General features: G+C 41.2%; 10 protein-coding genes and 1 pseudogene. 6 read left to right on the top strand and 5 right to left on the bottom strand.

The annotated features are described in order from the left end of the window. Positions 1-65: 65 nt before the first annotated feature. The 5 genes and pseudogenes from K370_RS12330 to K370_RS02185 form a co-directional block, all read right to left on the bottom strand. Positions 66-369, bottom strand: a pseudogene (locus tag K370_RS12330) (low affinity iron permease family protein). 101 nt (positions 370-470) lie between these two features. Further along, entirely contained in the window at positions 471-3,104 is a 2,634-nt protein-coding gene (locus K370_RS02200) for a cation-translocating P-type ATPase (RefSeq protein WP_200883424.1), read from the bottom strand. A gap of 302 nt (positions 3,105-3,406) precedes the next feature. After that, positions 3,407-4,234 (bottom strand): universal stress protein, encoded by an 828-nt coding sequence (locus K370_RS02195; protein ID WP_047537693.1) that lies wholly within the window; start codon positions 4,232-4,234, stop codon positions 3,407-3,409. A 171-nt stretch (positions 4,235-4,405) separates the two neighbouring features. After that, positions 4,406-4,864, bottom strand: a complete 459-nt coding sequence (locus K370_RS02190) for a carboxypeptidase-like regulatory domain-containing protein (protein WP_052185140.1) — start codon at positions 4,862-4,864, stop codon at positions 4,406-4,408. Positions 4,865-5,113: 249 nt separating this feature from the next. Further along, positions 5,114-5,332 (bottom strand): DUF2934 domain-containing protein, encoded by a 219-nt coding sequence (locus K370_RS02185; RefSeq protein ID WP_047537690.1) that lies wholly within the window; start codon positions 5,330-5,332, stop codon positions 5,114-5,116. Between the two features lie 232 nt (positions 5,333-5,564). Between K370_RS02185 and K370_RS02180 the strand changes: the two genes are divergently transcribed. The 6 genes from K370_RS02180 to K370_RS02155 all read left to right on the top strand — a co-directional run bounded on the left by K370_RS02180 (position 5,565) and on the right by K370_RS02155 (position 12,587). Continuing rightward, positions 5,565-7,070, top strand: coding sequence for a PAS domain-containing sensor histidine kinase (locus tag K370_RS02180; protein ID WP_047537688.1), 1,506 nt, complete (start codon positions 5,565-5,567; stop codon positions 7,068-7,070). Next, on the top strand, positions 7,021-7,665 hold the full coding sequence (locus tag K370_RS02175; RefSeq protein WP_235272661.1) for a response regulator transcription factor: 645 nt from the start codon (positions 7,021-7,023) through the stop codon (positions 7,663-7,665). The genes K370_RS02180 and K370_RS02175 overlap by 50 nt, the downstream gene beginning before the upstream one ends. Positions 7,666-7,978: 313 nt before the next feature. Next, positions 7,979-8,581 (top strand): nitroreductase family protein, encoded by a 603-nt coding sequence (locus tag K370_RS02170; RefSeq protein ID WP_047537680.1) that lies wholly within the window; start codon positions 7,979-7,981, stop codon positions 8,579-8,581. A 54-nt stretch (positions 8,582-8,635) separates the two neighbouring features. Then, complete coding sequence (locus K370_RS02165; protein WP_052185139.1) at positions 8,636-9,118, top strand: universal stress protein; 483 nt, start codon at positions 8,636-8,638, stop codon at positions 9,116-9,118. Further along, positions 9,119-11,512 (top strand): phosphoketolase, encoded by a 2,394-nt coding sequence (locus tag K370_RS02160; RefSeq protein WP_047537677.1) that lies wholly within the window; start codon positions 9,119-9,121, stop codon positions 11,510-11,512. It begins immediately after the preceding gene. Further along, positions 11,493-12,587, top strand: coding sequence for an acetate/propionate family kinase (locus tag K370_RS02155; protein WP_047537674.1), 1,095 nt, complete (start codon positions 11,493-11,495; stop codon positions 12,585-12,587). Before K370_RS02160 ends, K370_RS02155 begins: the two co-directional genes overlap by 20 nt. Positions 12,588-12,745: the final 158 nt, after the last annotated feature.

Here is a 12,745-nt window from a genome sequence, read left to right as displayed (position 1 = left end):
AATCTCTTGCATTGACCGGTTGAATTCAAGGTCCAAAGCAGTCACTGAAAATATGGAAATATAAATTATGCTTCAGGAATGTTCGTATCCTTAAAGCCACGTAAAATTTCTTCTCGTGCGGATTTAGCCAATAATTGATATTTCACTCGAAAAGCATCTAACTCCTTCTATCTCCTCCAAGTCTAGTAGCGCATTGTGCGCGCCTTGCGTGGCCCTGATAAGTTCATCTAGCTTTTCTTGAATAGCCTCAGTATCCCGATTTTGCGTATTCTGAATTAAAAAAACCATTAAGAATGTAACGATGGTTGTTCCAGTATTAATTACTAACTGCCATGTATCGCTGAATTCAAATAGTGGGCCTGTAATTATCTAGATAACAATAACCGCTACGGTAAAAGTAAATGTTATTGGCTTGCCACTGAAGTGTGTTATTAATCTTGCCAAGTGTGAATACTAGGCTTTTTTCATATTCAATCGCGTCTGTAAGTAATATTAATCTGAAACCATTGCGATTTTATCGCTTCTAAAATAAGCAAAGTCGACAAGCTTGCTACAATTGAAATAGCCAATAAATACCAATGAAACTGTCCAAAATGAAATAATAATCGTGCAGGCTGCCAAATAACCACTATGGTTAATAGTGCGCTGACACTGAATAGTAAAATCCAAAGTGAACGACTGGGTTTTAAAATTACCGTCAACAGTGAGGCACTGAATGAACGATTCAATAAAATCAATCCCATATTCATCATAACAAGGGATGTGAACATGAGTGTGCGGCTATCCACCTCATTTAACTTTATATAAATAGTAACGCCTAAAATGATAGCCAAGACGCCAAAAACTATTAAGCCTTGGATGATTGCCCACAACACGCGCTTACGTAAAACCAATGGGCTTTTGGGATCTCGTGGTGGTCGCTGCATAACATTATTCTCTTCAGTCTCAGCTTCAAATACCACTGAGCAGGCTGGATCAATAATCATTTCTAAAAATGCGATGTGAATAGGTGTGAGTATCAGAGGCAGGCCAAACAGCAGTGGTAAAATGGCTAAGCCAGCAATGGGAATATGAACTGCAATAATATATTCGATGGCTTTACGCAGGTTGTCGTAAATGCGCCGACCTAACCTAATCGTTTTAACGATAGAGCCAAAATCGTCATCCAGCAATACAATACTCGAAGCCTCACGTGCAACATCGGTACCGCGCCCACCCATTGCAATGCCAATATCCGCCGCCTTAATAGCAGGCGCATCATTAACGCCATCGCCTGTCATCGCCACAATTTCGCCATCGCTCTTTAATAATTGCACAATGCGTAATTTTTGATTAGGTCGAATACGCGCAAATATTGAAGTGACCTTTAAGGCAGCTATCAATTGTGCATCCGTCATTTTTTCAATAGTGTCGCCTGTTAATACTTGGGCAAAGTCGAGCCCTGCTTGTTGCCCAATCGCTAAGGCTGTGGTTGGATAATCTCCAGTTATCATGATTACTCGAATACCTGCTGCACGACATTCTGCAACCGCAGCAGGCACGTTTGCACGCAATGGGTCGGCAAAGCCAATTAAGCCCACATATTCAAATTTATAACCATTTAAAGTTTCTGGCAGTGCTTTTAATTGTGCGGTATTTATTTTTGCTTGCGCTACACCTAACACCCTAATACCATTTAAAGCGAGTTTTTCAGCTTGTTTTTGAATCGTTGATAATTGACTTTCTGTTAACTGGCATAGCGTTGCAATCGTTTCAAGCGCACCTTTCGCATAAGCCGTACTGCCTCCATTGTTAGCAGTCAATATATTAGCCACAGCAAAACAATCTGGCCTAAGTCCATAAGCACGAACTAGTGTGTTGTTGTTAAAATTGGCATCACTGCTGTCAGTTTTTGTTTCTGCCAGTTTGTGGATAGCAATATCCATTGGATCAGTTGGCTGTTGTGGACAAGCTAACAAAGCTGCTTTTAATACCATTTGAATGTCAGTTGTTGCCGTAGTGTTGTCGGCTTCTACCCAAGTTTCATTCTCAGCTTGAATGGCGACTAAAGACATTTTGTTTTCAGTTAAAGTGCCAGTTTTGTCAGTACACAATACGGTTGTAGCCCCTAGAGACTCTATGGCTGATGCGCGTCTGGTCAGTACCCGAACTTTAGATATGCGCCATGCGCCCATTGCCATGAAAACCGCCATAACTAGCGGAAATTCTTCAGGCAGTAAAGACATGCTAAGTGCAATTCCACTCAATAGCGCCTCAAGCCAAGAGTTACGCAAAATCCCGTACAACAGAGTAGCCGCCAAGCCAGCTATAGCTCCAATAATAGTAAAGTTACGTACCAGTCCATGCAATTGCTTTTGTAGATGTGGCTGCTGGCTGTTGATGGTATTCAGGGCATGTCCTATTTTGCCCATTTCGCTACGAACGCCCGTAGCGTGTACTAGTGCAAGCCCTGTGCCGCGCACAACCAAAGAACCCGCAAAAATATAAGGTGAGTCTTCACCGCCAGGCATTATTGTTAATCTATTATTAATTGATTGATCAGTTAAGGTTTGTTTCGTCAATTTACGTACCGCTACCGATTCGCCAGTCAGTAATGATTCGTCAAGCAATAAATCATGTGCCGAGAGTAAAGTAGCATCAGCAGCTACTCGATCACCCTCATTAATCAGCAACAAATCCTTCATAACCACTTCGCGACCAGCAATAGTTATTCTGTTGCCATCACGAATAACAACGGCTCTTGGGCTGGCTAAACTACGTAAAGCTTCTAAAACCTTTTCGCTACGAGACTCTTGCACGATTGTTATAGCAACAGATAGACAAGCGCATGCCAATAGAAATAAAGCCTCTACACGATCCCCTAGCAACAAATAAACAAACCCGCCACCAATTAACAATGCAAACATGGGTTGTCGAATAATTTCAAACAGGATGCGTAAAAACCCACGTCGGCTATGTGATGGAAGTTCGTTATATCCATCTACTTTAAGTCGATTTGCAGCGGCTAATGAAGATAAGCCATATGAATGGACCGATGCTAAATCAAGTGCGGCATCAGAGTTGGTGAGAGGCTGAGAAGTAGTGGGCTCTTTATAATTCATCATAAGTAACAAAACATTATCGTCAATATCACCTCAAAAAGCTGTGAATTAACGTATGCCCTAGGCTGACTCATTGAGATCCAAAGTATCACCAAGTTTAAGTGAGTGCTGATACTTTGAATGAATAGCTTTTTTCGTATTTAAAAAAATTGACTTATAATTTCTCCAGCTATAACAATAGAATTAAAAGACAAACTAGCTATAAAAATTATGCCCGTTTAAAACTTAAATATTTCATCTAAAAATATTCTCACCAATACTTGAAAATTATGACTCGGGATATCTGAATCTTGCAAAAACACAATTTAGTGAGATAGCAGACAACAAACTTCTGTCTGCTGCAATAATTCATTTGTAACGCCTCCCAGCACCCATTCGTGCAATCGGCTGTGTCCGTAAGCACCAATTACAACTAAATTTGCTTGTTGTTCCCTCACAATATCTGCAAACTGTGACGCGTCATCATCTTTAGACGCATATGTTAGGCATTCTGCGGCAATGTCGTGACGCTTAAGCCAACACGTCAAATCATAAAGTCGGTTATTCGCCGCTTCTATTTCTGCCTCTGGCACTATTTCTACAAGGGTCACCTGCTTAGCAATCTGTAATAACGGCAAAGCATCGAGAATTGCACGCCTTGCTTCACGCGTATCTTTCCAACCAACTAATATGTTATCCAATGAAAGATTTTCTGTTGCTATTGGAATAGCTAATACAGGTCGACCTGACTTCAACACGATTTCACCTGCTGTCACACCTGCAGGTCCTTCATAGAAATCAGTAGGTGAGATGCCAGTAATAATAATATCTGCGCTACGCGCCTCTGCTGCAATATAATCAGTCATTAGCTCTCTAGTAACGGTAGAACGCCATTCAATCGCTCCAGAAAAACCTTCAAATTCATTACGGAACAATGCTTCTGTTTCGCTTAATTTTTTTTGGATATACTTGTCTTCACAATCAAAAAAATCAAGCGCCGCATAACCTCTGCCATAAATCATCTGTGTTTGTTGACCCACCATAATACCGATCACTCCCGCATTAAAGCGCTCTGCAATATTTCTTGCAGCCTTAAGAACAGCGGTATTTGAGTGTCGCATATGTAAATGCACCATGATGCTTTTGTAACGCATTATTAATCTCCTATCCAAAATATGTGTGCATATCAAACGTCGAAATGCCTGCTAACTGTTTAAATAACGCTCTCTTAATAAAGATAAATAAGTCCTAAATTATTGTGAGGACTAATCTATCTGGGAAATATAAAGATCAGTTATTAAGCAAACCTCTTAGTAAGCACTAAATTATTCTGATTCATATTCAATTTCTGGTTGTTCTACAAAAGGCCACCAAAAAACCACTTTCTGATGTTTCTTTGCGTTAACACTCACTTGTTGTCGCTTAATAAGATCGTTAAATTCAGCCGTAATTACATATTTACCGTTCGGCAAATTAGCCAATAAAAAAGGGCCTTCCGTAGTAATATCAAGTACTGAGTTGTTTTGCGCATCTTGAATTTTCACCTTAACGTCAGAGATAAACTGTTCTTGTTCCTTAAGTTTTTGCACAAATACAATTTTTAGTTGATAGCTTTTTGCAACCTCTCTCATTGCAGCGGTCTCATCCTCACCAATTCCGCCAGTTACATAAGTCACATTGCCTAAAACTTCAACTTTAGGCAAGAGCATTGGCTCTTCTGCTAACGCGCTTGTTGATAACACCACACTTGCTAGCACCACTATCAATAAATCTGTAACTATCATGTTAATCCTTTCTGAATTCAGACAAATACAACTACACAACTTTACTTAACGGCTATATTGCGACGCTTCGATGGCTCAATTTTTAGTAATGTAATTTCTAATATCCATGCTTTAAATTTTCCACTGCAGTTAGAGATATCTACATCTCCTGATAACGCTATTGAACGGGAAAACGAAGAGCTGGGTCTGATTTATAACTTTTATGCTTAACTTCTGCTCATTCAGCCTGGTTGTTCACAATTTGCGCAATCATTTACTTTTACCCTTATTAGTTTCAGCTGCTATTTCAGCTTCAGCATCAAGCCAGTCCTGAATTTCATGACCAGGCTCATAGCCACGCGCCTCTGCTTTGTAGTAAGCGCACAAAGCTACGTCGGTAACTTTATGATTACATTTACTTTTTGAATTAGACACTTTTCCAATGACAGGTATATGATTTTCTTCCTGAAAGGCGTTAATATCTTGCATAGTTACCTCCAATTCACATTAAAAATTTGCTCGTAATAACCTAATTTGCATTGCAACAGCGAGTTGATTGTTAAGGCACTCTTGATATAGATAATTTATAGGATTGATTAAAAACAATATATTCGTGCAAACACGTAAGGGGAAGCCCTTATAAGGGCATAAGTATGTAATAAATGTGGCAATTTTTTAATAGTCCAAAAACTAACGAATCTAATCAGTTCATAAAGGCACTGTGGCCAACTTACTTCATAACTTAAGCTTCCAAAAACTGTTTGATATTGCGGCAGATGCCATGCTTTTAGTCGATAGTTCAGGACATATAGTTGAGGCCAATTTTGCGGCGTTACAACTGCTGGAATATAGCGAGGCAACAATCTGTGGCTTAACGGTTGAAGCACTCATACCAGAAAGATTTCGTGGGCATCACCACCAATATCGTAATGGTTTTTTTCAAAATCCTGAGAAACGTTCAATGGGTGATGGCCGAGATCTTTTTGCACTAAGTAGTAGTGGCAAAGAACTGGCTGTAGATATAGGCCTCAGCCCAATCAAAATCCAAGATCAGACTTATATTTTGATTACTTTTTATGCCGCAGATAAACGGCGCGAGACAGAGCAAGCCTTGCGAGTAAGTAATGAAAGGCTGGAGTTAGCTAAGCAAGCTGCAAATTTAGGTGTTTTTGATGTAGACCCGCAAAACTTAGCACTTCATTATGATGAAAGAATACTAGAGCTATGGGGGAAAAAGCCTGGTGAAACGATTAATTACGATGAGTTCATAGGTGTGATTAATCCTGAAGATCGGGTAGCAAGTGCAGTTGAATTTAATCGTTGTTTCGACCCCGCTGGTGATGGAAAATACTATGCTGAATACCGCATCAAAAACCCTCATGATGGGGTTGAGCGTTGGGTATCTTCGGTAGGTGAAATGCACTTTAAAGACGGAAAAGCAGTCAGATTTGTAGGTGTAGCAAGAGATATTACTAAACAGAAGTTAACAGAAAAAATCTTGCAGGAACAACGGATAGAGACAGAAAGTTTTTATAAACAACAAATTGCCTCACACACTGCTTCAGCTATTGCGCATGAACTTAACCAACCACTAGCTGCTATTTCTGCGTATAGCGAGGTGGCCTTACATGAACTAAGCCATGTAAACAATCACCCAGAAATACTAATACGTGCCTTAGAAGGCTGTGTTTCTCAAGCGCAACGCGCAGGGACTAGTTTGCATGAGCTAATTGCTTTTCTACAAGTAGGTGAGTTGATTACCGAACGGTTTGATTTGAATGAAACCGTGCTAGATGCATTGAATACAACAAAAGGTGATGGGCTAATTGGATTACAACCTATACTGCAATTAGATCGAAATATACCGCTAGTATTAGGCAACAAAATTCAAATACAAAAAGTATTAGTCAATTTGTTAAGGAATGCTATAGAAGCAACCAATGAAAAGGGCCAAGCTGATTCTGCGATTGCTGTTAGCGTTAAAATATATACAGATAAAAATATGGCCCACGTATCGGTAGAAGATCGGGGGCATGGAATAAGCCAAGAACTAGCTGAACGAATATTTGAGCCCTTCTTTACCACAAAATCTAAAGGTATTGGAATGGGACTGCTCATCAGTCGCGCGCTAATAAAAGCCAATGGTGGACAACTTTGGTTGGAGCAAAACGCTAGCGATGGTGCAACGTTTCATTTTACTTTACCCTTTATCCCAAATCATGCTTAAACCCACTGTTTTTATAGTCGATGACGACGCAGCTGTAAGAGATGCTTTAACGCTAATGATTAAACAGGAAAATATTATCGTGTGCGCTTACGATAGTGCAGAAACTTTTCTTAACTCGTACCAGCTAGAAACACTTGGTTGTGCAATTGTCGATATACGCATGTCGGGCATGGATGGTATAGAACTACATCAAGTACTATTAGAACGTAACATTCTCCTGCCGGTTATTTTTCTGACTGGGCATGGCGATATTCCCCTGAGTGTTCAAGCAATGAAAGCAGGTGCAGTAGACTTCCTCACCAAACCCGTAATTCGCGAAAAGCTTGTTAATTCAATTAAAGCGGCTATCCATACGTCAGAAAGATTGCTAGCAGAAAAAGCTACTCATCAAGATGCTCTGTTACTCCTTGCCAACCTGACAGATCGGGAACGCGATGTGATGCTTCTGGCTGTGCAAGGTCATCCCAACAAGCACATTGCACGTCAATTAGGCATTAGTCATCGCACAGTAGAAATTCATAAGTCTAAAATTATGCAGAAAACTGGTGCCATCAATTTACTCGATCTTGCACGTATCGTTCACGAAGGAGAATGAGCTTAATTTATTGTGACTTAAACTAGGCGTAAATGCCCTAATACATCACTCTCTAATCCGAGTATCTGCAGTAAAAAATCTAGATTTTTTTGGCTACCCTCTTTAAAGTTTTATAGTTGAGAAAACAACTTAGAAGTCACGCCCCCAATAATCTACATTATTTAGGCTCTCAAAGTCAGTTAAGGGCTGTAAGGCGAATTAGCACCGCCTTCTACCTTGCTTTATATACGTGTTAGCGCGGATTACCGAGCTGGGAAATTTTTGCTACTGTGTTCTTTCAGTTTTGCTGAATATGAAGTGAACTCAATAGATTATGCTCCTACCTAATGATGAAATGACCATTTTTGAAACGATACTTGCGAGACGCTCAGTTCGTCGCTATAAATCGCGCAAGGTTGATAGGTCTATGATTAGCACTCTGTTGGATGCAGCCGTGCGGGCGCCTACTGCAATACATCAAGAGCCTTGGGCGTTTGTCATCATTCAGGATACGCAGTTATTACAAAGCTTATCTAACCAGGCAAAGCCATTGTTTGTCGCAGAAACGCAAAAGCTGGCGTTAGAGCATACAAATCATTCGTTCGATATTTTCACTCAATCAGATTTTAATATTTTTTATAACGCAAAAACTCTTATCCTGATTTGTGGCGAAACTGCTGCGCCATTTTATGCCGCAGATTGCTGGCTAGCTTCTGAAAATCTCATGTTAGCAGCCTGTGGCATGGGTTTAGGTACATGTGTAATTGGCAGCGCTTTACCTTTTTTAAACATGCCAGAAGCAAAAGCTAGGCTGAATATTCCAGAAAAATTTTCCGTAGTTGCGCCAATTATAGTTGGTTATCCAGATGATGAAATCACAGCAAAATTGCGTAAAAAACCCGTAATTTTAGCAAATATTGAAACACATAGAAGTTAAAAAAGACCATGTTTTATATTGATATCGATTTTTAAAATTTGAAAAGGGGTTTATATGTACAAACAAATTATTTGCCCTGTAGATGGAAGTCCGACCTCAGATTGCGGCATGACTCATGCAATTGAGCTCGCAAAAGATCAAAAAGCCAAATTATATTTTGTGCATGTTGTAGATAATTTCATTCCGATAATGGATACAACTGGGGATATAAACTATATCGATATTACTGATATGTTGCTTGAAAATGGCAAAAAAATTCTATTACAAGCAACAGAAGCCGCCAAACTAGCTGGAATTTCAGCCGAATCAGAATTGGTTGTTTCGAATAATGGCCAAATATATAAATCGATTCTAAATCACATTAATAAATGCCATGCGGATTTGATCGTAATGGGCACGCATGGCTTGCGAGGCATTGAGCGCTTAGTGATGGGTAGTGACGCTGAAACCATAGTACGAACAAGCGCTGTGCCTGTCTTGCTAGTCAGAAGTAAGCCCGAAGATAATAAGCAAACACATAAAAGGCACAAAATATAGATGAGCGCTCCATTTGCAATACCAAAACTTTCGGATGAAGAACTGGAGTCTATCGATGCCTATTGGCGTGCTTGCAATTATTTAGCGGCCAGCATGATTTATTTGCGCGACAACCCCTTACTGAAGCATCCACTCAAATCTGAACATATCAAACAACGGCTATTAGGACATTGGGGCTCAAGCCCAGGCTTAAGTTTTGCCTATATTCATATGAATCGGCTGATTAACAAGTATGACCTCAATGCCATTTTTCTTGCAGGTCCTGGCCACGGCGCACCTGGCGTACTCGCCCCCATTTATTTGGAAGGCACTTATAGTGAAGTGTACCCAAACAAGGGTGAAGATGAAGAAGGATTGCGTCAGTTTTTTAAAGAGTTTTCTTTCCCTGGTGGCATTGGAAGCCACTGTACCCCTGAAATGCCAGGCTCGATACACGAAGGTGGCGAGTTGGGCTATAGCATTTCGCATGCTTTCGGTGCAGCTTATGACAACCCAGATTTATTAGTCACAGTGATGGTAGGCGATGGCGAAGCTGAAACTGGACCTCTGGCAACTTCTTGGCATTCCAACAAATTTCTAAACCCGATTTGTGACGGGGCGGTGTTGCCCATCTTGCATCTCAATGGCTACAAAATCAACAACCCGTCTATTCTGTCTCGCATTTCACATGAGGAACTCGAAAACCTTTTTATTGGCTATGGTTGGACCCCCTACTTTGTTGAAGGTAGCGACCCATTAACGATGCACAATGCCATGGCAACCACGCTGGAACAATGCGTAAATGATATTCATCATATACAAAAAACAGCACGCACCAGTGGCAAAGCCACTCGTCCACGCTGGCCAATGATTGTGCTACGCTCGCCTAAGGGCTGGACAGGCCCTAAAGAAGTAGACGGCCACAAAGTGGAAGGATTCTGGCGCGCTCATCAGGTGCCGCTGGCTAAGGTTAAAGAAAATCCTGCACATTTAAAACAACTAGAAAACTGGTTACGTAGTTATAATCCAGATGAATTATTTGATAGCCAGGGACGGCTACATCTCAATTTAAAAGCACTTGCTCCAAAAGGTAATCGCCGTATGAGCGCTAACCCGCACGCCAACGGAGGCCTATTGCGCAAAGCCCTGCGTATGCCAGATTTTAACGATTACGCGATTGCTTTAGAGTCGCCAGGCAAACTATTGGCTGAAAACACACGGCCACTGGGTATGTTTCTGCGCGACATCATGCAGCGTAATATGCACAATTTTCGCGTATTTGGGCCTGATGAAAACAGCTCAAACAAACTCGACAATATCTACGAAGCAAGCAAAAAAACTTGGATGGCAGATTATTTGCCAGAAGATGCGGATGGTGGTGAACTATCGCCTGATGGTCGCGTGATGGAGATGCTTTCTGAACATACGGTTGAAGGATGGTTAGAAGGCTACCTACTCACTGGTCGCCATGGATTTTTCTCGACTTATGAGTCATTTGTGCATGTAATTGATTCTATGTTCAACCAACATGCTAAATGGCTTGCGATGTCCAAAGCAGTGCCTTGGCGTGCACCAGTCTCGTCGCTTAACTTACTGATTACCTCTACTGTTTGGCGACAAGATCACAATGGATTTACCCACCAAGATCCTGGCTTCCTCGACATTGTGGTGAACAAAAGCCCAGAAGTAACCCGCATCTACTTGCCTCCCGATGTCAATTGCCTGCTGACTGTAGCTAATCATTGCTTAAATAGCACCGATTATATTAATGTCATCGTTTGTGATAAGCAGAAACACTTACAGTATCTAAGCATGGATGCTGCAATTCAGCATTGCGCCAAAGGCATTGGTATTTGGCAATGGGCAAGTAACGACGCAGAGCAAGAGCCAGACTTAGTCATGGCAAGCGCTGGTGACATTCCTACCAAAGAGGCCCTCGCCGCCATAGTATTGCTTCGCAAGCACTTTCCACAGCTTAGAATACGTTTCGTCAATGTAGTGGATTTATATAAACTTGCACCCCAAAGCGAGCATCCGCATGGACTTTCTGACCGCGATTTTGATAGCTTATTTACAACGGACAAACCCATTATTTTTAACTTTCACGGCTATCCATACTTGATTCACCGCCTAACCTATCGACGTACTAATCACAATAATTTGCATGTGCGTGGGTATAAAGAAAAAGGCAGTATCAACACGCCGCTAGAACTGGCCATTCAAAATGGAATTGACCGCTTTAGTTTGGCCATTGATGCTATTTATCGCATACCGAGCCTGCAAACTATTGGTGCGCATGTGCAAGAAAAGTTACGTAACAGGCAAATGGAATGCTGCCAGTATGCTTACGAATATGGTGTAGATTTACCGGAAGAAGATGATTGGGTATGGCCTGATGAGCATATTAGCGATTAACAGCGGATCTTCTAGTCTCAAGGCGAGTCTTTTTAATACTAACGGTGAGCGAGAAAACTTTCGCTACACCTACAGCAGTGCCGATTATATTCACAGCCATGCCAAAGCGTTTATTGCATTACTTGCCGATTTAGAGAATAAGCAACCGACGTTAATTGCTCATCGTTTCGTTCATGGCGGGGAATTACCAGATGCAGCACGTTTGATTGATGCCAATGAGCGGTCGCGATTGCAAAGCATCACTTATCTTGCACCACTGCACATGCCTGATAACTTGCTAGGTGTAGATTTGTGCGCCAAACAATTTAATTGCCCGCAGATCGCTTGTTTTGATACAGCCTTTCACTATACCTTACCAGAGATTGCATACCGCCTGGCAATTCCTCAAGCCCTCAAACTACGTCGCTACGGCTATCACGGCATTAATTACGCACATGTCGCACAGGAATTACCCAAAATTCTTGGCGCAGCGGCAAAAGGTCGGATTGTTGTGGCGCATCTTGGTAGTGGCGCAAGTCTGTGCTTGCTAGAAAACTTACGCTCTGTAGACACCAGTATGGGTTACAGCACTGCTGGTGGTATTGCAATGGGAACACGTTGTGGAGACATTGACCCTGGAGTGATGTTAGAACTTGCCAAACGTTATGATGATGTTCAATTAAGTAACTTGATTTATAAAAATTCTGGCTTATTAGCACTTTCAGATGACGAAAGTGGCGAAATGTCTGTGTTGGAAAAAAGCGATAGTGAAAATGCCAAGTTTGCTGTGGAATACTTTGCACACCAAATACGTGCCGCCATTGGAAGTTATGCCGCCAAAGCTGGCGGCATTGACGCTTTAATCTTTACTGGTGGCATCGGTGAACGCTCTGCACGTGTGCGATCACTTGTTTGCGAGCGCCTTGACTTTCTTGGTTTTTCGCTAAACGACAAAGCAAATAATGCTAATTTTGTGACAATAAATGCCGACTATTCCAAACCCATATTAATAATTGCGGCAGATGAGGAAGCGGAAATTGCTCGCCTAGCAGCAGATTTATACTTCTCTAACAAATCATTTGATCAAAGAAGCTAAACTCAATATTGTCGACGAAGGTTCGGAAGTTTTCGAAGTCATTCAAGCAATAACAACCAAAGACTTACGCCGCCTTTCAGTAGTTAATCATAGTTAAGATGATTTATTACTTTTTCCAACAAAAGAATTTACTAGCTTAACTAATAAATTGTGACTCA

It is taken from the genome of Methylotenera versatilis 7 (genome assembly GCF_000799165.1).
Lineage (GTDB): Bacteria > Pseudomonadota > Gammaproteobacteria > Burkholderiales > Methylophilaceae > Methylotenera_A > Methylotenera_A versatilis_A.
Note: the sequence above shows the minus strand (reverse complement) of the source record. Positions and strands in the feature narration are given on the sequence as shown.

Excerpts from the sequence above, each read along its gene's own strand:
- K370_RS02200 (WP_200883424.1), bottom strand. The coding sequence starts at position 3,104 with ATGATGAATTATAAAGAGCCCACTACTTCTCAGCCTCTCACCAACTCT.
- K370_RS02195 (WP_047537693.1), bottom strand. The coding sequence starts at position 4,234 with ATGCGTTACAAAAGCATCATGGTGCATTTACATATGCGACACTCAAAT.
- K370_RS02190 (WP_052185140.1), bottom strand. The coding sequence starts at position 4,864 with ATGATAGTTACAGATTTATTGATAGTGGTGCTAGCAAGTGTGGTGTTA.
- K370_RS02185 (WP_047537690.1), bottom strand. The coding sequence starts at position 5,332 with ATGCAAGATATTAACGCCTTTCAGGAAGAAAATCATATACCTGTCATT.
- K370_RS02175 (WP_235272661.1), top strand. The coding sequence starts at position 7,021 with ATGGTGCAACGTTTCATTTTACTTTACCCTTTATCCCAAATCATGCTT.
- K370_RS02170 (WP_047537680.1), top strand. The coding sequence starts at position 7,979 with ATGCTCCTACCTAATGATGAAATGACCATTTTTGAAACGATACTTGCG.
- K370_RS02165 (WP_052185139.1), top strand. The coding sequence starts at position 8,636 with ATGTACAAACAAATTATTTGCCCTGTAGATGGAAGTCCGACCTCAGAT.
- K370_RS02160 (WP_047537677.1), top strand. The coding sequence starts at position 9,119 with ATGAGCGCTCCATTTGCAATACCAAAACTTTCGGATGAAGAACTGGAG.
- K370_RS02155 (WP_047537674.1), top strand. The coding sequence starts at position 11,493 with ATGAGCATATTAGCGATTAACAGCGGATCTTCTAGTCTCAAGGCGAGT.